This window comes from Pseudomonas sp. NPDC089918, assembly GCF_050280605.1.
In the GTDB taxonomy this organism is placed as follows: Bacteria; Pseudomonadota; Gammaproteobacteria; order Pseudomonadales; family Pseudomonadaceae; genus Aquipseudomonas.
Genome location: NZ_JBNNVP010000018.1, coordinates 51,286 through 71,405, shown reverse-complemented (window position 1 = coordinate 71,405; position 20,120 = coordinate 51,286). Strand labels below are relative to the sequence as shown.

16 protein-coding genes and 1 pseudogene are annotated in these 20,120 nt (G+C 58.8%); 6 read left to right on the top strand and 11 right to left on the bottom strand.

The genetic code is table 11. The features are described from left to right. Window positions 1-6 precede the first annotated feature (6 nt). The 7 genes from otnK to gabT all read right to left on the bottom strand — a co-directional run bounded on the left by otnK (window position 7) and on the right by gabT (window position 8,349). On the bottom strand, window positions 7-1,299 hold the full coding sequence (otnK, locus tag ACQKPC_RS14980) for a 3-oxo-tetronate kinase (RefSeq protein WP_427625318.1): 1,293 nt from the start codon (window positions 1,297-1,299) through the stop codon (window positions 7-9). Between the two features lie 10 nt (window positions 1,300-1,309). Continuing rightward, window positions 1,310-2,215 carry an L-threonate dehydrogenase gene (gene ltnD / locus ACQKPC_RS14975; RefSeq protein WP_007906163.1) on the bottom strand — a complete coding sequence of 302 codons (906 nt, stop codon included), beginning with the start codon at window positions 2,213-2,215 and terminating at the stop codon, window positions 1,310-1,312. Window positions 2,216-2,257: 42 nt separating this feature from the next. Then, window positions 2,258-2,962, bottom strand: a complete 705-nt coding sequence (locus tag ACQKPC_RS14970) for a FadR/GntR family transcriptional regulator (protein WP_427625316.1) — start codon at window positions 2,960-2,962, stop codon at window positions 2,258-2,260. 535 nt (window positions 2,963-3,497) lie between these two features. Further along, window positions 3,498-5,621: a TonB-dependent siderophore receptor gene (locus ACQKPC_RS14965; protein ID WP_427625315.1), complete on the bottom strand. Its 2,124-nt coding sequence runs from the start codon at window positions 5,619-5,621 to the stop codon at window positions 3,498-3,500. Window positions 5,622-5,770: 149 nt separating this feature from the next. Further along, complete coding sequence (locus tag ACQKPC_RS14960; protein WP_008146530.1) at window positions 5,771-6,259, bottom strand: Lrp/AsnC family transcriptional regulator; 489 nt, start codon at window positions 6,257-6,259, stop codon at window positions 5,771-5,773. Between the two features lie 47 nt (window positions 6,260-6,306). Further along, window positions 6,307-6,963 (bottom strand): HAD family hydrolase, encoded by a 657-nt coding sequence (locus tag ACQKPC_RS14955; RefSeq protein ID WP_427625313.1) that lies wholly within the window; start codon window positions 6,961-6,963, stop codon window positions 6,307-6,309. A gap of 93 nt (window positions 6,964-7,056) precedes the next feature. Next, a complete protein-coding gene (gabT, locus tag ACQKPC_RS14950) occupies window positions 7,057-8,349 on the bottom strand; it encodes a 4-aminobutyrate--2-oxoglutarate transaminase (protein WP_427625312.1) in 1,293 nt (430 codons plus the stop codon). A 287-nt stretch (window positions 8,350-8,636) separates the two neighbouring features. On the opposite strand from gabT, the gene ACQKPC_RS14945 reads away from it, so the two are divergent. The 6 genes from ACQKPC_RS14945 to ACQKPC_RS14920 all read left to right on the top strand — a co-directional run bounded on the left by ACQKPC_RS14945 (window position 8,637) and on the right by ACQKPC_RS14920 (window position 14,816). After that, the gene (locus tag ACQKPC_RS14945) at window positions 8,637-9,563 is read left to right on the top strand and encodes a 2-hydroxyacid dehydrogenase (RefSeq protein WP_427625311.1); all 927 of its coding nucleotides are present in this window, start codon (window positions 8,637-8,639) and stop codon (window positions 9,561-9,563) included. Window positions 9,564-9,972: 409 nt separating this feature from the next. Then, a complete protein-coding gene (locus tag ACQKPC_RS14940; protein WP_427625309.1) occupies window positions 9,973-11,313 on the top strand; it encodes an OprD family porin in 1,341 nt (446 codons plus the stop codon). Window positions 11,314-11,649: 336 nt separating this feature from the next. Next, the gene (locus tag ACQKPC_RS14935; RefSeq protein ID WP_427625308.1) at window positions 11,650-12,507 is read left to right on the top strand and encodes a GNAT family N-acetyltransferase; all 858 of its coding nucleotides are present in this window, start codon (window positions 11,650-11,652) and stop codon (window positions 12,505-12,507) included. 57 nt (window positions 12,508-12,564) lie between these two features. Then, window positions 12,565-13,272 carry a cupin domain-containing protein gene (locus ACQKPC_RS14930; RefSeq protein WP_427625307.1) on the top strand — a complete coding sequence of 236 codons (708 nt, stop codon included), beginning with the start codon at window positions 12,565-12,567 and terminating at the stop codon, window positions 13,270-13,272. Between the two features lie 82 nt (window positions 13,273-13,354). Next, window positions 13,355-13,579: a twin-arginine translocase TatA/TatE family subunit gene (locus tag ACQKPC_RS14925; RefSeq protein ID WP_427625306.1), complete on the top strand. Its 225-nt coding sequence runs from the start codon at window positions 13,355-13,357 to the stop codon at window positions 13,577-13,579. Window positions 13,580-13,646: 67 nt separating this feature from the next. Continuing rightward, window positions 13,647-14,816: an aminotransferase class V-fold PLP-dependent enzyme gene (locus tag ACQKPC_RS14920; protein ID WP_427625304.1), complete on the top strand. Its 1,170-nt coding sequence runs from the start codon at window positions 13,647-13,649 to the stop codon at window positions 14,814-14,816. Between the two features lie 445 nt (window positions 14,817-15,261). Here the strand turns inward: ACQKPC_RS14920 and ACQKPC_RS14915 are convergent, their stop codons facing one another. The 4 genes and pseudogenes from ACQKPC_RS14915 to ACQKPC_RS14900 all read right to left on the bottom strand — a co-directional run. Beyond that, on the bottom strand, window positions 15,262-16,341 hold the full coding sequence (locus ACQKPC_RS14915) for a tartrate dehydrogenase (RefSeq protein WP_427625303.1): 1,080 nt from the start codon (window positions 16,339-16,341) through the stop codon (window positions 15,262-15,264). A 41-nt stretch (window positions 16,342-16,382) separates the two neighbouring features. Next, the gene (locus ACQKPC_RS14910) at window positions 16,383-17,840 is read right to left on the bottom strand and encodes an NAD-dependent succinate-semialdehyde dehydrogenase (protein WP_427625302.1); all 1,458 of its coding nucleotides are present in this window, start codon (window positions 17,838-17,840) and stop codon (window positions 16,383-16,385) included. A 153-nt stretch (window positions 17,841-17,993) separates the two neighbouring features. Next, window positions 17,994-18,851, bottom strand: a complete 858-nt coding sequence (locus tag ACQKPC_RS14905) for a methyl-accepting chemotaxis protein (protein WP_427625362.1) — start codon at window positions 18,849-18,851, stop codon at window positions 17,994-17,996. Then, window positions 18,852-20,075: pseudogene (locus ACQKPC_RS14900) on the bottom strand (nitrate- and nitrite sensing domain-containing protein); the annotation flags it as partial. Between the last annotated feature and the right edge of the window lie 45 nt (window positions 20,076-20,120).

The following is a 20,120-nucleotide window of genomic DNA, read 5'->3' as shown; positions in this document are numbered from 1 at the left end:
CACCGTTCATTGCACATCCCCGGCCAGTTGCTTCAAGGCTTTGCTGAAGAAATCCCGGCTACCGAAGTTGCCCGATTTGAGTGCCAGGGCCAGCGGCTCATGAGTACTGCTGACCGTCGCCGGCACACCCGGATCGATCTGCGCGCCGATCTGCAGCAATTGCACACCCAGCGCCTGAACCACAGCGCCCGAGGTTTCACCGCCAGCAATCACGAAGCGGCGTACGCCGCTCTGGCGCAGGCCCTCGGCAATTTCGCCAAACGCGTTTTCCACCAGACTGCCAGCCTGCTCGACGCCCAACTGGTGTTGCACGGCCTTGACCTCATCCGGTGAACTGGTGGCGTAGATCAATACGGTTTGTTCATTGTCCTTGGCGAAAGCCAGGGCCTGGGCGACCACCGGCTCCCCGGCAGCCAGGGCCAACGGATCAATCCGCAACGCTGGCCGACCGGCTTCGAGCCAGGCTGCCACTTGCCCATTGGTAGCGATCGAAGCGCTGCCGGCCAACACCACTTCACCGCCTGATACTGCCGGGAGTTTCGAGGCATCGAGGTCACGCAGTTTGCCGGCGCGACGGAAGTTTTCCGGCAAGCCCAATGCAAGCCCCGAACCACCGGTCAGCAACGGCAAATCGGCGCAAGCGGCCCCGAGGGTGTACAGATCGCGATCCGACAAGGCATCGGCAATCGCCATGCCGACACCTTGAGTCCGCAGTTCTGCGATGCGCTCACGCACCTGCTCGGCCCCTTGGGCAATGGTGTCGTAGCGCAACAGGCCGACGTTCAGGCCGGTCTGCGATTGCAACACCCGAACCAGGTTGGCATCGGTCATCGGCGTCAGCGGGTGATGCTGCATGCCCGACTCGTTGAGCAGTTGATCCTGCACAAACAGGTGGCCGCGAAAGATCGTCCGGCCATTTTCCGGAAACGCCGGGCACGCCAAGGTGAAATCGCTACCCAACGCCGCCAGCAGCGCTTCGCTGACCTGGCCGATGTTGCCGGCTGCTGTGGAATCAAACGTCGAGCAATATTTGAAAAAAATCTGTTCGCAGCCTTGCTCGCGCAGCCAGGCCAGCGCCGCGAGGGACTGTTCAACCGCTTCGGCGACGGGGATGGTGCGCGACTTCAGTGCGATGACAATCGCATCGGCATCAAGCCCGGCAGCCACTTCGCTGCTCGGAATGCCGATGCTTTGCACGGTGCGCATACCGCCGCGTACCAGCATGTTGGCAAGGTCCGTGGCGCCGGTGAAATCGTCGGCGATGCAACCCAGCAATGGGCGTGCGGTGGTGGTGTTCATTGGGCGTTCCTCAAACCGGCTCAGTCTTGGCAGTCGGCAACTCGATGCCGGGGAAAATCTTGATCACCGCCGAGTCGTCTTCACGACCGAAACCGGCGCTGGAAGCCTGCATGAACATCTGGTGGGCGGTGGCCGACAACGGCAGCGGGAATTTGCTGGCCCGTGCGGTATCCAGCACCAGGCCCAGGTCCTTGACGAAAATATCCACCGCGGACAACGGTGTGTAATCGGCCTTGAGAATGTGCGGCACACGGTTTTCGAACATCCAGGAATTGCCGGCGCTGTGGGTGATCACTTCGTACAGCGCATCGGCATCGACACCTTCTCGCAGACCCAGCGCCATGGCTTCGGCAGACGCAGCGATGTGCACCCCGGCGAGCAGTTGGTTGATGATCTTGACCTTCGAGCCCAGACCATGGGTGTCGCCCAGGCGATAGACCTTGCCGGCCATGCCTGCAAGGACTGCTTCGGCCTTGGCATAAGCATCGGCCGGGCCAGACGTCATCATGGTCATTTCACCGGCAGCCGCCTTGGCCGCGCCACCGGAAATCGGCGCATCCAGATACAGCAAGCCCTGCGCGGTCAGGCGCTGGCCCAGGTCCACGGCATAGGTCGGCGCCACGGTGGCGCAACCGATCACCAGGCTGCCAGGGCGCAACGCCGCGACAGCACCACCTTCGCCAAACAACACGGTTTCGGTCTGCTCGGCGTTCACCACCACGGTAATGATCACGTCGCACTCAGCAGCCATGTGCGCGGGTGAAGCACACGCCACACCGCCCTCGCCGGCAAACTGTTCCGTCACCGCCGCACGCACATCGCAGGCATGCACATTGAAGCCGCTGCGCAACAGTGAGCGGGCAATGCCCAGGCCCATCGCGCCCAGACCGACAACACCGACATTTTTGTTATTCATGGGGTACTCCTTAGTTACCGGCTTATAAGGAAAAACAGCGGCCTATTCCACGCCGGCAAGGCGTAGGCGGCGGGCCGCGTTATAGATATGGGCACGGGCGGCATGCCCGGCGGCGAGCGGATCGCGCAGCCGAATGGCCGCCACGATCGCTTGGTGTTCTTCATGTACTTGGCGGGAGAAATCCGCCCTGCCCGCCTCGTTGGTGCGGGTGATGCGGGTGGCGGCCTCCAGGTACTGACTGACGAATTCCAGGGTCTTGAGAAAGTAGGGATTGCCCGTGGCTTGAGCGATGGCGCGGTGAAAAGCCACGTCGGCGCGCACACCGTCCTGCCCTTCATCAACCTCTTCGTCAATGTGTGCCAGCGCCTCGTCAATCTGCACCAGATCCGCCTCGCTGCGATTGAGCGCCGCCTCGCAGGCGATTTCCGCCTCGATGGCACGTCGCAGCGCCAACAGATGAAAGACACTGCCGGGCAGATTGGCTTCGGCGTAATCGATACGCAGCGGGCGGATATTGGCGTTGGCGGTAACGAAGATGCCGCGCCCTTGCTGAGGCTGCAGCACGCCTTCGTTCTTGAGACGGGAGATGGCTTCGCGGACCACGGTGCGACTGACACCGAAGGCTTCCGAGAGCATGGCTTCGCTGGGCAGTTTGCTGCCGGTGGCGAACATACCGCTGTCAATCTTGTCCAGCAGCTGCTGAGCGACGCTGTCACTCAGCACGTGAGTCGGGACCTTGTCGAACATCGTAGCCATCCTGTTTTTTGTCTTGTTATCAGGTTGTCATACAGGTTGAGCAGATAATCCTCCAATGAACGGATTATGTGAAGTATTTTTTTAAAATAACATTTTTTAACATTCAGACTGGAGGAACGGGCAACCACTGCTCAGTGGGATCCAACTGACAGGAGCCTTTGTTATCGAGGAATGAGTCGGTGGGCGTTTTGAGTAATGCCCTGTGGCGAGAGGGCCTGCCCCCGTTGGGCTGCGAAGCAGCCCTGGAATCTCTGGTGTACCAAAGATTTTGTGAGCGCTACGCGCTCAAACGGGGGCAAGCCCCCTCGCCACAGTTCATTCCCAATCGATCGTCATTGACCGAGGGCTGCGAATGCAGACAGTGGTGAGCCAACGTCGCTGGAAAAGCGGATGATCAGGGCGACCATTTCCGACACTGAAAACGGTCGGAGGCGAACGTTGATTACGTCGCCTCCGACTGGTGCAGGTTGTTCATGTGACGCTTATAAAAGTGCGCCCTCCAGGCAACAGCCCGGAAAAGCGCTCTCTACAAGGTGTATGAAATTCCCATCTGCACGGTTCTCGGCGCGCCCGGATAGGCGTAAACGTTGCCAAAGGCGCCTTCATCGTAGTGGCTGTCGAACACGTTCTTCAGGTCAAGGTTAAGCCGCAGGTGCTCGTTGACTTTGTAAAAGCTGAGCAGGTCAAACACCTCGTAGCTATCCATGGAGAAGGCATTGGCCGCGGTCTGGCCGGCGCGCTCGTCGACATACTTGGCGCCCAGTCCCAGGCCCAGTCCTTTGAGGCCACCGTCCTGAAACTCGTAGACGTTCAACAGGCTGAAACTGTTGCGCGGAATGTTCACCAGGCGGGTGCCTGACTTCAGCACGTTGTCCTGGGTGACTTCGGCATCCACGTAGGCGTAGCCACCGATCATGCGCCACTCTGGCGTGAGGTTGCCGGCCACGTTCAGATCAAAGCCACGGCTACGAACTTCACCCGCCGCAACACTGAAGGTCGAGTCCACTGGGTCCGTCGTCAGGACGTTGCGCTTTTCGATCTGATACACCGCGGCATCCACGCTTAGCTGACGATCAAGGGCCTGCCATTTGACGCCCACCTCGTAGGATTTGCCTTCTTCAGGTTTGAAGCCGCCGCCCGTTCGACTGGCACCGCTGTTGGGCTTGAAGGACCGCGCCGTGTCGGCATAGATCGCCACGGTCGGGGTCAGATCGTAGATCAGCCCCAGGCGCGGAGTGACGGCGTTGTCGCTGTTGGTCCAGCTCACACCGTTGACGAGGTTGTTGTCGTAATCATGTTCGAAGCGTTCGAAACGTACGCCAGCCAAGACTTTCAAGCGCTCGGTCAGCGTTACCTGATCTTGCACGAAAGCGGCATAGGTCTTGAGGTTTTCCTGATCATTGGTGGTGGTGCGGGTCAGCGCTGGACGCGGCTGGCCATAGACCGGATCAAAAATATCGATAGGGTAGGCACTCACCGCCCCACTGGAACGACGGATGATCGACTTGTAATCGTAATCCTCATACTCGATGCCCGTGAGCAACGTGTGGTCGAATCCGGCCGTGGATAAATGCCCGGTCAGGTTCAACTGCACATCCCGGTCACGCCATTCCAGTTTCCGGTAATTGAAGTTGCGTCCCAACGTTCGGCCGTCGGCAGCGACCCCGTTGCCTTCAATGGCATTGCCTTGCAGGCTGCCGTCGAGAAATTGCGTGCCGCCGCCCAAGGTCCAGTTGTCGTTCAGGAAATGTTCGAAACGCAGTTGCGCCATGTTGTTGTCGTTGTGCAGCTTGCCGATATCCTTCTCACCGAAAAAAGTATCCCGCGACGCGACGCCGATCTGATTGCGATAGCGAGTCACACCCCGATCGAGCGGCGCGTTGTTGCGCATGAAATCGCCTTCGAAGGTGATACGGGTAGTGTCGTTGACCTGCCACCCGAGGACCGGTGCCACACCGTAACGCTCGTTTTCGACGTGATCACGGAAGGTGTCGCCACCCTCGCCTATCACGTTCAGCCGATAGGCCAGTCGCCCTTCATCGTCCAGCGGCCCTGAGGCATCCATCGTTGCGCGACGCATGCCCTGATCATTGAGCTGACTGCCCAGGGTGACGGTGCGCTCGGTCAGGGGTTGTTTGGACACCACGTTGAAGGTGCCGCCCGGGTCGCCACGGCCGTAGAGCGTGGTGGCTGGCCCGCGCAGGACCTCCAGACGCTCGATGGTATTGGCGTCGGGCATGTTCGGATAACCGCGGTTGATCGGGAAACCGTTGCGGTAGAACTCACCGGTGGTAAAGCCACGCACGGTGAAAGTGGTCAGGCCCTGGCCGCCGAAGTTATTCGCACGGCCCACGCCACCAGCGTAATCGAGAGCGTCTTGCAGGCGGGTGGCGCCGAGGTCTTCCACGACATCCCGGGTGACCACGCTGATCGATTGTGGGGTTTCATGAATCGGAGTGTCGGTGCGCGTCGCACTGGCCGAACGAGTCGCCCGATACCCTTGAACCGGGCCCTGGGCCTGCTCTTCGAATGTGCCGTTGATGTCGATCGCTTGTAACTCTATTGACGCAGGATCAGTCGGTGCCTGGTCAGCCCAGGTGGTCTGGGAAATGGCTTGGATCACACACAGAGAAACGAGAGTTCGACGCATCGACAGACGACCTTAAGAAGATGCCGGGCACTTCAGGAACCCGGCGAGAATTGATGACGAATAATATCAATTCCCATTCTCTGCTGATACGTTTTATCTCTGTGAAACAGGGGCAAGTTCAAAATCAATTGCGGCTCATGGCCGGGGCCTCAGTGACGCAATAGTCTACGCAGCGGAACCCCATCTTTGAGGACCGGCGATTTGATGACGATGTAACTGAAGTACTTGGAGATACCAATGTTCTTGTCCAGCAGGCCTTCAATCACTTCCTGATAATGCTGGATACTGCAGGTCATGAAACGCACCAGATAATCGTAACCGCCGCTGATCAAGTGGCACTCGAGTACCTCATCGACCAAACGGATATTGGACTCGAACTTGGCGAAGTCTTCCCGTTTGTGGTCGCTGAGCGTGATCTCGGTGAATACCGTGACCGAGTCGGTGATCTTGGCGAGGTTGAGATGGGCTCGATACCCGGAAATATACCCGGCCGACTCTAGCCGCTTGACCCGTTGCAAACAGGGGCTGGACGATAGACCCACCGCATCGGCCAGACTGACGTTAGTCATTCGGCCGTCTTTTTGAAGCTCAACCAGGATACTGATATCAATTCGGTCTAGTTTGATTAAACCTTCCATCGTGTACCTCTTGATTGCCGTTCAGATAGACAGAGGTTATAGCAAAATCAGCGGCGCAAAGATTGCTGATGCTGAGTGACCAGATCGGCCATGCTATTGATGCAAAAATCCGCAGGACATTGCTGGGTATCGTTCCTATGGCCACGACAAATCAGGCACAAACCAGCCGATTTTGGCGGCTCGGCAGGAGGCCTGGAGATCTGCAGGATATCTTTGGCTTGCAGGTTATTGTCCTGCAACCAGACGCTGTCCTCCAGTGGCTTGCTGACTCGGGAAAGCAAGTCTTCGGACGTAATTCCCAAACGCTCACAGAGCTGTTCGCGATCCTCGGCATCACGATCGCAGCACACCAGCAGCCGATAGAATTTGCGCAAATACAACATAGCGCCGGGCGCATCCTCGAACAGCGACCAGTTGCCCACCGATCGGGCGAAACTCATGCCCTCCTCCCAACTGGCCTTGAGCCCGAAGCGTTCTGCCAATTGACGATGGGCGAAGCACAATAAGCCACTGAAACCCAGCTCGGGAAAACGTGGATAGAGCGTGCGTACCGCCTCGTCAAATGCAGCCAATACCTCTTCCCTGCCCAGCACGCCCAGATGATTTTCGAGCAATGGTTGCAGGGCCGTCCAGATACCGGAATCCCGATCGACCAGAACTTCATCACAATCGATCAGCAGTGCACGATAATCAGTCAGGTACATGGTGTGTTGCCTCCCATGATGCATTTCATCAATCCATGCGTTCCAAATGCCCCGGTTGGCGCAGTGCTACGTTGCGCCAACCGAAGCCTGAGATTAATTCAACACGCGTAACAATGCCGCCTCAAGAATCGTCAGCGCTTCGTCGATCTGTTCCTCTTCGGTGACCAGAGGCGCAAGGAAGCGCAGCACATTACGGTACACGCCGCACTTGATCACCAACAGCCCGCCAACCCTGGCCTGATCGATAAGTTGTTGGGTGAGCTCGGCATCGGGGCTGCGGGCCTCATCGTCTTTGATCAGTTCGATCGCCAACATGAAGCCGGTGCCGCGTACATCACCAATCCGAGGGTGACGTGCCTGCAGGCGCAGCAGGCCCTGGCGCAAGCGCTCGCCCAATACTTCACCGCGCGCGAGCAACTGCTCTTGTTCGTAGGTTTCGATCACTGCCAACGCTGCGGCGCAAGCCAGGGCATTACCACCGTAAGTACCGCCGAGACCGCCGGGTAATGGCGCGTCCATGATGTGCGCACGACCCACCACGCCCGAGATCGGCAAGCCACCGGCCAGGCTCTTGGCGACGGTGACCAGGTCCGGCTGGATGCCTGCGTGCTGGAAACCGAACCATTTGCCGGTGCGGCCGAAGCCGGTCTGAATTTCATCGAGAATGAGCACGATGCCATGTTGTTCGGTCAGAGCCCGCAGCGCCTGGAGAAACTCCGGCGGCGCGGAGAGGAAGCCTCCATCGCCCTGCACCGGTTCAATGATGATCGCTGCCACTCGGTCCACAGGGACTTGGGTCGCCAGCAATTCATTCAGGGCTTGCAGGGCCATCTCGCTGGTAAAACCGCGATAGGCGTTAGGGTACGGGGTATGAAAGACCTCAGGAGCGAAGGGCCCGAAGTTCTGCTTGTAGGGTTGGCTCATGCCGGTCAAGGTCGTGCCGAGCAACGTGCGTCCATGGAAACCGCCACGAAAGGAGATGACCGCTGGGCGATTGGTATGTGCGCGAGCGATCTTCACCGCGTTCTCCACAGCCTCCGCACCGGAGGTAAACAGCGCCGCTTTGTAGGCTTCACGACCACCGACCAACTCGCACAAACGCTGGATCAGGTCGAGATAAGGTTTGTAGGCCACTACCTGGAAGCAAGCATGGCTGACCTTTTGCAATTGGGCTTGTACCGCCGCGACCACCTTCGGGTGATTGTGACCGATGTTCAACACGCCGATGCCACCGACGAAGTCCAGGTAACGCGCCCCATCCACGTCCCATACCTCGGAACCCTGGGCCCGGTCGATGACCAGCGGGTGTGCCGTAACCAAACCCCGTGGCACGAATTGATCACGTTGACGGAGCAAACTCGGGGTTTCTTCGACTTTACTGTTCATTGGCATCTCTCATAGTGGGCCTGGCAGCCGGGAAGCGGCTGCGATGTGGTTCACAGGTTAAGCTTTCGACGCAATTGTCTAAGCCGAACTTGGCCTCTGAGAAATTCGGATCGACTGTTTTCACCCCCGTAAACAGCAGAATCCTTCAGCTGTAGCCAGCCCCATGGAATCTGCCGACATGCGCCCCATACAAGGCAACGTTATGCGTTTAAGCAGATTCTTTCGACATATCCTGCTCTGCCACTCGGGCATGCTGGATACTCATTATCTAATGCGAGAAGTTACCCATGGCCCTGCTCTATAAAGCTGACCCGGTGCGCGGCGAACAATGGAAGCGTCTATTCGCTGAGCACGCTCCGGATATCGAATGGCGTGCCTGGCCGGACATCGGCGATCCGAAGGATATTCGCTACCTGGCGGCCTGGCAGGCGCCGGACGATCTCGACACCTTGTTGCCAAACTTGCAGGTACTGTTCGCCTTGTCAGCCGGGGTCGATCAGCTTGACCTTGACCGCTTGCCCACGAGCCTGCCGGTGGTCCGGTTACTCGACCCAAGCATCACCCGGGGCATGTGCGAGTACGCCAGTTTTGCGGTGCTCAGCCTGCATCGGGATATGCTCCGTTATCGTCAGCAACAAATGGCTCGGTGCTGGCAGGCTCACTTGCTACAGCCGGCAACTAAACGTCGGGTAGGTGTTATGGGCCTCGGTACGCAGGCTCAACAGATTCTGGCCACCTTGCAGCCTTTTGGCTTTGCCTTGTCGGGCTGGGCACGCAGCGAGCATCACATTGCCGGGGTGGACTGCTTTGCCGGTGCCGAGCAACTTCCAGCCTTCCTCGGCCAGTGCGACATCGTGCTTTGTGTCCTGCCATTGACCGAGCAGACTAAAGGGATTCTCAACCGTCAGTTATTCCAGTACCTGCCCAAAGGCGCTGCCTTGATCAACATGGGCAGGGGTGGGCATCTGGTAGAAGAGGATCTGCTTGAAGCCCTGGCCAGCGGTCAGATCAGCGCGGCGGTGCTAGACGTGCTGGAACAGGAGCCGGCGGCGCCGGACCATCCCTTCTGGCACCATCCGCAGATATTGCTGACACCGCATATCGCTGCGATGACCCAACCGGAAAGTGCGTTTAGCGTGTTGCTGGAGAATATCCGCCGTCATCAACGTGGTGAGGCAATGCTTGGCCAGGTTGACCGCGAGCGAAGTTACTGACCAACGACTACCAACCCAACCGGCGCCAGATTTTTTTACTTCTGCGAGGCAAATCTGGCGTTATACAAAACAGACCTGTTGTTCATCCCGTTTGCTGTTTCTGCGCATCCTCCCCCCAAAAAAACAAGCCGACATTTGCTGCTGATCTCCCCCCTCGCCTGAGTAGTAATTGCGGCCCGTCAAGCCGCAACTTATGCAATCTACCGAATTGACTGCACCCCATTGTCAGGTCTTGCCGTAACTGCGATACAGCCTCCGCTGCGGAGCCCGGCTGCTGGTCAAGTCCACTGCAAGGCGCTGATCGACAGGACTCTCACGAGTTTACTTCGCAGAGGTTTACCTGAGCCGTCGTAAGAGCGTTGCTTGCCGTGCAGGCAACGAACACTAATAAGAACTAATGGAGTAAGCGATGAACATCGCAAAACTAAGCTCTCTCTCCTTGACTGTCATTGCCGCCACCACGCAACTGGCAATAGCTGGTCAGCAACAAGAAGCCGATGGTTTCATTGAAGACAGCAGCCTCGGGTTGCTCAATCGTAATTTCTATATGAATCGCGACTTCCGTAATGGCGGCAGCAATAGCCAAGGTACCAACGGCTCCAAGCCGGCCAGCGAGCGCAATGGCTATCGGGAGGAATGGGCACAAGGGGCCATGCTCAACTTCGCCTCCGGTTTCACCCAGGGCACCATCGGTTTCGGCACCGATGCCTTCGCCTACGGTGGGGTCAAGCTGGACACCGGCCGCGGCCGGGCCGGCAACGGCCTGCTGCCGATCAGCAACAACCGCACCGCCGACGCTGAAGTGCCGGATAGCTACGGCGAGATCGGCGGTGCAGTGAAGATGCGCATTTCCTCTACAGTGCTGAAGTACGGTGAACAACGCCCCACCGCTCCGGTATTCGCCACCGGCGACAACCGCTTGCTGCCGGAAACAGCTACCGGCTTCCAACTGTCGAGCAAAGAGCTCGACGCGTTTTCCTTTGAGGCTGGCCACTTCACAGCGTTCAACAATCGAGCCTCGACCAACTCCGATGACGGGTTGTTCACCACATACGGGGGGACCGAAGCTGACAGTGTCGACTTCATTGGCGGCACCTATAAAGTCAACAACAACCTCAGCCTGATGGCGTACACCAGTGAGGCCGTCAATGTCTGGCGTCAGCACTTCGGCAGTGCCTCTTATACGATTCCGCTAGCTGACCAGCAATCGCTGAATTTTGGTTTGACGGTCTATAAGACCGAGGATCAAGGCGATGCGCGTGCCGGCAAGCTGGACACCACGAGCTGGTCGGCGAAGGCGGCCTATTCGTTCGGTGCCCATAAGGTCACCCTGGCTTATCAGAAGATCGATGGCGACGAGTACTTCGACTACATAGGCGTGGACTCGATCTGGCTCGCCAACTCGATTCAGTACTCCGACTTCAACGCCCCCAACGAGCGCTCCATCCAGGCTCGTTATGACCTGAATATGGCTACGTTCGGCATACCGGGGCTGAGCTTCATGGCCCGCTATGTCAAAGGTGATCAAATCGATGGCACCAAGGCCGATCCGAACGGTGCCTATGCCAACAAGGTGGGTGACGACCAGAAGGAGTGGGAGCGTGACCTGGAAGCAAAATACGTGGTCCAGGAAGGGGCCGCCAAGGACCTGTCCTTCCGTCTGCGCCAGGCTACACACCGCGCAACCTCGTTCGAGAGCGATATCGACGAGGTCCGCCTGATCATCGAGTATCCGCTGAGCATTCTGTAACGTTTGGCCCTGGCCGGTTTTACCTGTGGACCGGCCGGTTTAATTGAAGGTCTGCTCCTCGCTCCCTTAGCCTTGAGGCGCCCATCCGGGCGCCTTTTTTTCAAGCAATCTCCCCATCAGAAGTGCATTTGCTTTGGCCTGCATCCTGAAAGTCGATCCAGTATTTGCTGCCGATCCTGCTTCTCATTTGAGCAGTAAATGTGGCCTACAGAGCTGTCGCTTTAAGAATCTACCGAATCAATAGGGACCTCTTGTCAGGCTTCGCCGCAGGTGAGATACCAATACTTTGCGCGGAGAAATCCGACCGATTACGCTCCCTGTCACTGGAGACCTGTCATGTCCATTTCGCAACGACCTGCTTATACCTATCGCCCCATGACCTCGGCCGATGTGGAGTCGGCCCACGCCTTGTCCGTACAGTTGAAGTGGCCTCACCGCCTGGAAGAATGGGCCATGTTGCAGCGCATCGCGCAAGGTTTTGTCGTGGAAGACGAAGGCCGCCTGATCGGTACTGCGTTCACCTGTGCGCAGGGACATTACGCCACTATCGGCCTGGTGATCGTCAGCGATGAGTACCAGGGCCAGGGTATAGGTCGCAAGCTGATGGAACTGGCACTTGAGGCTTGCGGATCGCGCACCGCCATACTCAATGCGACGCTGGCCGGTGCCCCGCTTTATGCCAGCCAGGGGTTCGTTGACTTTGGGCATATTCAACAACATCAGGGGCATGCGCTGTCCCCAGTACCAAATGATTTGCCAGCCGGTGAGCGCTGCCGCCCGCTGACCGAAGCCGATCGGAGCGTCCAGATTGAACTGGCCAACGCCGGCAGCGGCCTGGACCGAGACGCCGTGCTCAAGGATCTGTTCGATATTGTCGAACACTCGGTCGGTATCGAGCGTGATGGTCAACTGCGCGCTTTTGCCCTGCTGCGCCCATTCGGCCGTGGTCGCTGTATCGGCCCGGTCATCGCAGAAAATCCAGAGCAGGCCAAGCACTTGATCGCGGTGTTGTTGGCCCAAGTGCCGGACGCCTTCGTACGCATGGATATACCGTCCGACAGCGGTCTGGCCCCTTGGCTGGAAGAGGCCGGGCTGAAGCACGTCGACACCGTCGCACAAATGGCTCGCGGTACCCCACCGCAGGCGATCGGCGCAGTGCACCAGTTTGCCCTGGTGACTCAGGCCATCGGCTGACAAACCCCACCGTTACATCCAACGCTACACGCTGCATTTTCCTGGAGAAACACCTTCATGCTAGAGCCCACTGCAGTGCTGTTGGCACACGCCGACGGCAGTCCTGTTCTAACAAAATTTACTCCCGGTTCGTTGGGCGCTAACGATCCTTTCGACAGGCAGATCGCTCATGTCGGGCCGGATGACATCGCCGCAGGCGTAGTCCTGGCAAGCGGACAATTCAGCGTCGATGACTATCCCTACAGCGAAATGATCGTGGTGCACGCAGGGCAAGTCACGCTGCAGAGCCAGGATCGCTCGCTCCAACTGAATCCCGGTGACAGCGCGGTGATCGCCCGTGGCACATCGCTACAGATCGAGGCGCAACCCGACTCTTTCTGGGCATTCTGCGCCGATACACAGCCCGTTGATGCCTGCAATCCCGGACTAACACCTCTCCCCCCCTTAACCCTGCTCTCTCCCTCGGCAGCACCGGATGCAGAAATTCTGCTAAGCCCGGCACCGCAATGTCGCTCGCACAATGTGTTTGTCGAAGAAGCGACCAACCTGCGCATCGGCGTCTGGGACTCGACACCCTATACCCGCAGGGCGAGACCGCACATGCTGCATGAACTGATGCACCTGCTCGAAGGCAGCGTCACCCTCCAGATTGCGGATGGGACCCATCTGACGGTCAACACTGGCGATACGGTGTTCGTGCCTCGAGGTGCCCCCTGTGCCTGGAATAGCAGCGTGTATGTGCGCAAGTTTTACGTCGTCAAATAACTCGATCCGCATTAACGCCGGCGGATGAATTCTCCTCCGCCGGCCCCACATAAAACCGATCAATCCTTGCGGAGTACAGACAATGGGATTAGGCGGCTTCAGTACCGGAAAACTCCTGATCATCCTGTTGATCGTGGTGATGCTGTTCGGAACCAGGCGCCTGAAAGGCCTGGGGGCGGATATCGGGGACACGATCAGAGGGTTCCGCAAATCCCTGGGCGATGAAAATCCAGTCACTGAGGAGCACAGGGACCCGCCCATTGACGCTCAGTCGCGCACGCTCGATGACCCGGTAAAAAAATACTAAACCCTAGTGCCCAAGCTCCAGTCAACAATTCAAACAGAGGTGAGAAACGGGAATGGAAATGCAGCTGATGTCCGACAAGTCCGTCGCTGGGGAAGCATTCTGGGAGCGCGTGTGCGCAGCTTATCCAGAGCAGCGCCCCCTGTTGAACCTGAACAACGCGGCCGTGAGTCCGCCGCCATTGGTAGTAGAGCAGGCTGTGATCGATGCCTATCGGCTGATCAGCCAGAACCCGGACGTCAATATGTGGAGCAAGCTCGATGCAGAGCTTCCTGCGATCAAACAACAGTTGGCTGACATGGCTGATTGCGATCCCGATGAGATTGCCCTGAACCGCAACTCATCCGAAGGCTTGTCGACAGCCATCTTCGGTATTCCATTAAAGGCCGGTGACCAGGTACTGGTCTCACTGTGGGACTATCCGAGCGTAATAGCCGGATGGTTGCAGCGTCAGGAGCGCGAAGGCATCGAAGTGGTGACCGTCGACTTTGACCTGATGGACGATGAGAATGTCATCGTGCAAGCTTATGCGCAGGCAATTACCCCGCGTACCCGGGTAATCCAGCTGACCCACATGCTGCACTGGACCGGGCGGGTCCTACCGGTAAAACGCATCTGTGCGCTAGCCCGGGCGCAAGCGATTATCACGGTGGTGGACGGTGCCCAGACGTTTGCGCAGATGCCGCTCAGCTTCCGCGAACTGGATTGCGACTACTTCGTCACCAGCCTCCACAAATGGCTCGGTGCACCGGTCGGCAATGGCATGCTCATTGTCAGGCGCGAGCGAATCGACAGCACCTGGCCGTTGCTGGGGCCTTTCGATCCTCCGCCGCTCCAGATCGACAAGTTCGACCACTGGAATCTCGGCACCTACAACTCGGCGATACAAGCGGGCATTGCTCCGGCTATCCGTTTCCATGCGCAAATCGGCACGCGAGCCATTCACGCGCGTCTACAGGAGCTGACCCGCTACTGGGTTGACCTCGCCAAAGACATTCCCGGTTTCAGGCTCCACACGCCACTTGATACCGTTGAGCTGGGCGCAGTAAGCCTGTTCTCTATCGATCAATGCGATGCTCGATGGGTTGAGCAGGAACTTCGAAAAACCCACAAGGTGCATGTCAAGTTCCGCCAGATCAGGCACATAAGCGGACTTCGGGTGTCGCCGAGCATCTACACGCAGAAGAGCGATCTGTGCCGCTTCGTCGAGGCACTACGGCAAGTGGTTGCAAGCAGCTAGCCCGCCCGCCCCATCAACGACATTGCCATGCGCTCAATGCTTTCATCTCCTTCCAACTCCGCCAGGACCTTGTCGAGACGTTGCATGAAGAGAAAGCCAAAGCATTGAGCCAGGTATAACCCAGCTACCCGCCTCACCGGAGTACCTGGGTACCTGGGTACCTGGGTACCTGGGTACATCAACTAACCAGTTGAGATCATTCCGGGCAAGACGCCCTCGCGCAACTTCCTCCACATTCCTTTGATTCCTCTTCGCTGATCCTTCGCAACACCGGAAAGAGCCGTTCGCAACGGTTTCACCTGCGCAGACGCCCAGCAGGCCACAATGAGCAGAGACTATCAGAGGGGGTTTTACGCGCGACAAAAAAAAGCCCGCAGTGAGACGGGCTAAAAGGGTGAGATACAAGAATGGATAAAGCTTCCTGCTGAGCAGTTGTTGCCTCGGCTCAAAGCAATGCGGCGATCGCCATACCGACATCCTGGGTCGAGCCCTGTCCTCCCAGATCGGGAGTGATCGGTCCTTGGGCGATGACCTGCTCGATCGCCTGCAGAATTCCGTCGTGGGCTGCGCGATAACGCTCATCGCCATTGCCCAGGAAGTCCAGCATCAGCGCACCGGACCAGATCATCGCAACCGGGTTGGCGATGTTCTGCCCATAGATATCCGGGGCCGAGCCGTGGACCGGTTCGAACAGCGACGGAAAACGGCGCTCTGGATCGAGGTTGGCCGAAGGCGCGATGCCGATGGTACCGGCGCAGGCCGGCCCCAGGTCGGACAGAATGTCGCCGAACAAATTCGACGCCACCACCACATCGAAACGATCCGGCTGCAGCACAAACCGCGCGCACAGAATGTCGATGTGTTGCTTGTCCCAAGTGACGTCCGGGTACTTTGCAGCCATCAATGCCGTGCGCTCGTCCCAGTACGGCATGCTGATGGAAATCCCGTTGGATTTGGTCGCCGCCGTCAGGCGCTTGCGCGGCCGGGTCTGGGCCAGGTCGAAAGCGAACTTGAGAATCCGGTCCACGCCGCGCCGGGTGAACACCGACTCTTGCAGTACGAACTCATGCTCGGTGCCTTCGAACATCTTGCCGCCAACCGAGGAATACTCGCCCTCGGTGTTTTCGCGGATCACCACGAAATCGATGTCCCCCGCTTCGCGTCCGGCCAGCGGACACGGCACACCGGGAAACAGCCGCACAGGACGGATGTTCACGTATTGGTCGAAGTCACGGCGAAACTTCAGCAGCGAACCCCAAAGGGAAATGTGATCCGGCACTTTATCCGGCCAGCCTACTGCGCCAAAGTAAATCGCGTCGAAGCCCTTGAGTTGTTCGAACCAGTCATCGGGCATCATCTGCCCGTGTTCCAGGTAGTAATCGCAGTGAGCCCAGTCGAGCACCTCGATGCTCAAATCCAGTTGCCATTTCTTCGCGGCCTGCTCCAGTACCCGCAGCCCTTCAGGCAAGACTTCCTTGCCGATACCATCGCCGGCAATCGCGGCGATTCTAAATGTTTTACTCATCAATCGTGGCTCCTCAATGTCCTGTTCAAACGGTGTCCGGATCACAGCCCACCGATGTGGAAGGCTTTGACTTCAAGGTATTCATCCAGGCCGTACTTGCTGCCCTCACGGCCCAGACCCGATTGTTTGATACCGCCGAAGGGGGCGACCTCCATGGAAATGAGCCCGGTATTGAGACCGATCATGCCGAACTCCAGCGCCTCTCCGAACCGCCATGAACGGCGCAAGTCCTGGGTGAAGAAATAGGCGCCCAAGCCATAAGGTGTGGCATTGGCCAAGGTCAGTGCCTCTTCCTCCGTGGTAAAGCGCATCAGCGGTGCAACCGGGCCGAAGGTTTCTTCGTTGGCCAGCAACATCCCGGCATGGGCGTCACCGAGCACCGTTGGCTGGACGAACTGGCTGTCGCCCTCGGGGATGCCGCCACAGAGCAAACGCGCGCCCAGGCTCAAGGCATCGTCGATGTGCCGGGCGACCTTGCTCACCGCCGCCGCATTGATTAGCGGGCCGATGCTGACGTCGGCGTCCAGGCCGTTGCCGACCTTGAGCTTGCCCACTTCTTCCACCAGGCGCTGGGCGAAGCGTTCGTAAATACCGTCCTGCACCAGAATCCGATTGGCACAGACACAGGTTTGTCCGGCGTTGCGAAACTTGCTGAGCATGATGCCGGCCACTGCCTGCTCAAGGTCAGCGTCGTCGAACACAATGAACGGTGCGTTGCCGCCCAACTCCAGGCTCAAGCGCTTGATGTGTTCGGCGCTCTGACGCATCAGCAGCCGACCGACAGCGGTGGATCCGGTGAAGGAGATTTTGCGTACCGTCGGGTTGCCGGTCAGTTCTTCGCCGATGCCGGCGGGCATGCCGGTCACTACGTTGAACACGCCGGACGGAATGCCGACCCGTTCGGCGAGTACGGCCAGCGCCAGGGCCGACAGCGGCGTCAGGTCCGAGGGTTTGACAATGATCGTACACCCGGCGGCCAGAGCCGGCGCGCACTTGCGGGTGATCATCGCATTGGGGAAGTTCCACGGCGTGATGGCGGCGCAGACCCCGACCGGCTGCTTGAGCGTGAGCAAGCGGCGATCGCCGCTGGGTGCCGGTATGGTTTCACCGTAGACCCGTCGGGCTTCTTCGGCGAACCATTTGACGAAGCCGGCACCGTAGCGAATTTCGCCCTTGGCTTCATTCAGCGGTTTGCCCTGTTCGCAGGTCATGATCAGTGCCAGGTCGTCGAGGTTATCGATCATGGCCTGATACCAGCGCTCAAGCAGCGCTGCCCGTTCCGCCGCCGGGCGTGCGCGCCATGCTGGCCAGGCGCTTTCGGCGGCTTCGATGGCACGTCGGGTTTCGCTGCCTTGCATCGCGGGTACACGAGCGAGCAACTGGCCGCTGGCCGGGTCGATGACGTCAAGGGTGGCGGCGTTGTCGGCGCTGATCCACTGACCGTCGATGTAAGCGAGTTCTACCAGCAGGCTGGGGTCTTTCAGGCGATTCTTGAGCATGGTCGAGTCCTGTTCCGAGACAGCCTTCAGTCTATTGGGTCGTCACAGACGAGGATGCTGAAAGCGCCGCCCCTGCAGCCTTGAATGCTGAAAATCAGCATTCGACAGCAGGCTCTACCGTTGGTTTGTGATGATCGAACACGACGAGCTCGGTCAGACGATAAAATGCTTGACCATGCTATTCAACTCGCTGGCCAGGCCTGCGAGTTCCCGGCTAGAAGCCTGGCTCTGATTGGCTCCGGCCGAAGCCTGTTGGGAAACATCACGGATATTGAGCAAGTTGCGGTCCACCTCACGGGCAACCTGGGATTGCTCTTCGGTGGCACTTGCAATACACAGATTGCGTTCATTGATCTGCGCGATGTCGTCGACGATGGCACTCAGTACTGCGCCTGCCGCACGGGCGACCTCCAGGGTTTCCCGGGTTTTACCGTTACTGCTTTGCATGGCTCGCAAGGTGCCGTGACTGCTTTTTTGCACCGAACCGATGATCGTCTCGATCTGTTTGGTCGATTCCTGGGTTCGTTGCGCCAAGGCCCGGACCTCGTCGGCCACCACGGCGAAGCCCCGACCGCTTTCGCCCGCGCGAGCCGCCTCGATCGCCGCATTCAAGGCCAGCAGGTTCGTTTGCTCGGCAACGCCGCGAATCACATCCAACACCGAGCCAATGTCACCTATCTGGCCTGCCAGGGCCTGCAAGGCCCCCGCGGTATCCTCGATATCCTCGGTCAACGATTCGATGGCACCGACGGTACGGCAGACGCTCTCCTGCCCCTGACGCGAGCGCTGGTCTGCTGCCTGGGAAACCTCTGAGGCCCAGGCGGCGTTGCGCGCCACGTCTTCGATCGCGCCAGTCATTTGGGTCACGGCACTGGCCGCCTGATCGAGTTCGGTGCTCTGGCGTCGCACGCCACGGGTGGCGTCATCGGTCACGGCACTCAACTGAGCGGAGGTCGTGGCCAGTCGCTCGGAAGAACTCAATACCTGCCTGACGGTACTGCGCAGGTTCATCCGCATGCGCTCAAGCGCCTGCAGCAGGCGCGCCGCCTCATCCTTGCCAACGACATCCAGTGATTGGGTCAGGTCACCTTTGGCGATACGCTCGGCTGCCGCCATGGCAGTCGCCAACTGTTCAAGCAGGCGCAGCACGATCAAGGTGGCCAAGGTCCCGCCAGCTAACAGCAGCGCCAGTAAACCTGCAGACATCAGGATAAGTCTCTCCCGATCACTGTCGCGGCGTTTCATCAGCGCTTCATCGAGCGCCGTCAGCGCTGAGTGGCCAAGGGCATACAAGGCATCAACCGGTTTGTTGTAAGCAGTCAGGTAGTCGCCGACCGGGTAATTGAGCTTAAGCGCGTACAAGGCATCGGTAGGCTCGTTATTTCCTGCGGGGCTTGCGCCGGGCGCGAAATCCATGTCCATTTCGACGGCCGACACCAATCTCGCATTGCTGAGTTCAAGCGCCTGCCGGATTTGCGGACCTAGTGCCATTAGCGGCGCTTCCAGCAGAGCCTTGAGTTCCGGCTCGACGGCACTCGCCTTGGTCAAGGCACGTGCCGCCTTGTCAACGCTGCTCAGCGCCTGGGTGGCCAAGCCACGCAGCGCACCTTGTTGCTCAGGCAGGATCCGACCCTGCGCCAGATACAGGCCGCCGGCACCACGCAACTGACCCAACAACTCGGTGGCTTGCGGTAACTCGATCAAAGCGCCCGCCATCAGCGAGTACGTCCCTAACACTGGATCAAGGGACAGTTTGAAGTGATCGAGCATTGCGTCCTCGATCAGCAGATAGGCTGCGATCAACTGGCTATGCCGGGTCAGACTCTGCGAACCTTTGATTGTGGTCTGGCCCACTTCGCCGGCCAGCTCGCGCCATTGTTGCTGCGCCCGCCCCCAGGCAGCCAGGATGTCGGGGCTGACCTTGGCCTCCTGTAACACGCGCTCGGTTGCCTCGAAGGCTTGATCCACCTCGGCCTGCTTGTTCAAACGAACCTCGTGGAAAGTCCGGTTGCCGCCCAGCACGACGGATGACAAATCGCGATGTTGCTGCGTCAAGTGGATCAGCTGGAGCAATGCCTGCACCGGCCGGATGCCGCGAAGCTCCTGGTTTGTCTGGGAGCTATTCTGATAGGCGCCGAGCACGTAGAGGCTGGTTGGAATGGCAATCAGGGTTACGGCTAGCAAGCCGAGCAAGACGAATTTGCCAGAGAATGACAGGCGCTCAAGCACTTTCATGGGGGAACTCCAGAAGGGTTGCGAGTGGCTAGCGGTTTTCTGAAT

Excerpts from the sequence above, each read along its gene's own strand:
- otnK (WP_427625318.1), bottom strand. The coding sequence starts at position 1,299 with ATGAACACCACCACCGCACGCCCATTGCTGGGTTGCATCGCCGACGAT.
- ltnD (WP_007906163.1), bottom strand. The coding sequence starts at position 2,215 with ATGAATAACAAAAATGTCGGTGTTGTCGGTCTGGGCGCGATGGGCCTG.
- ACQKPC_RS14970 (WP_427625316.1), bottom strand. The coding sequence starts at position 2,962 with ATGTTCGACAAGGTCCCGACTCACGTGCTGAGTGACAGCGTCGCTCAG.
- ACQKPC_RS14965 (WP_427625315.1), bottom strand. The coding sequence starts at position 5,621 with ATGCGTCGAACTCTCGTTTCTCTGTGTGTGATCCAAGCCATTTCCCAG.
- ACQKPC_RS14960 (WP_008146530.1), bottom strand. The coding sequence starts at position 6,259 with ATGGAAGGTTTAATCAAACTAGACCGAATTGATATCAGTATCCTGGTT.
- ACQKPC_RS14955 (WP_427625313.1), bottom strand. The coding sequence starts at position 6,963 with ATGTACCTGACTGATTATCGTGCACTGCTGATCGATTGTGATGAAGTT.
- gabT (WP_427625312.1), bottom strand. The coding sequence starts at position 8,349 with ATGAACAGTAAAGTCGAAGAAACCCCGAGTTTGCTCCGTCAACGTGAT.
- ACQKPC_RS14945 (WP_427625311.1), top strand. The coding sequence starts at position 8,637 with ATGGCCCTGCTCTATAAAGCTGACCCGGTGCGCGGCGAACAATGGAAG.
- ACQKPC_RS14940 (WP_427625309.1), top strand. The coding sequence starts at position 9,973 with ATGAACATCGCAAAACTAAGCTCTCTCTCCTTGACTGTCATTGCCGCC.
- ACQKPC_RS14935 (WP_427625308.1), top strand. The coding sequence starts at position 11,650 with ATGTCCATTTCGCAACGACCTGCTTATACCTATCGCCCCATGACCTCG.
- ACQKPC_RS14930 (WP_427625307.1), top strand. The coding sequence starts at position 12,565 with ATGCTAGAGCCCACTGCAGTGCTGTTGGCACACGCCGACGGCAGTCCT.
- ACQKPC_RS14925 (WP_427625306.1), top strand. The coding sequence starts at position 13,355 with ATGGGATTAGGCGGCTTCAGTACCGGAAAACTCCTGATCATCCTGTTG.
- ACQKPC_RS14920 (WP_427625304.1), top strand. The coding sequence starts at position 13,647 with ATGTCCGACAAGTCCGTCGCTGGGGAAGCATTCTGGGAGCGCGTGTGC.
- ACQKPC_RS14915 (WP_427625303.1), bottom strand. The coding sequence starts at position 16,341 with ATGAGTAAAACATTTAGAATCGCCGCGATTGCCGGCGATGGTATCGGC.
- ACQKPC_RS14910 (WP_427625302.1), bottom strand. The coding sequence starts at position 17,840 with ATGCTCAAGAATCGCCTGAAAGACCCCAGCCTGCTGGTAGAACTCGCT.
- ACQKPC_RS14905 (WP_427625362.1), bottom strand. The coding sequence starts at position 18,851 with ATGAACCTGCGCAGTACCGTCAGGCAGGTATTGAGTTCTTCCGAGCGA.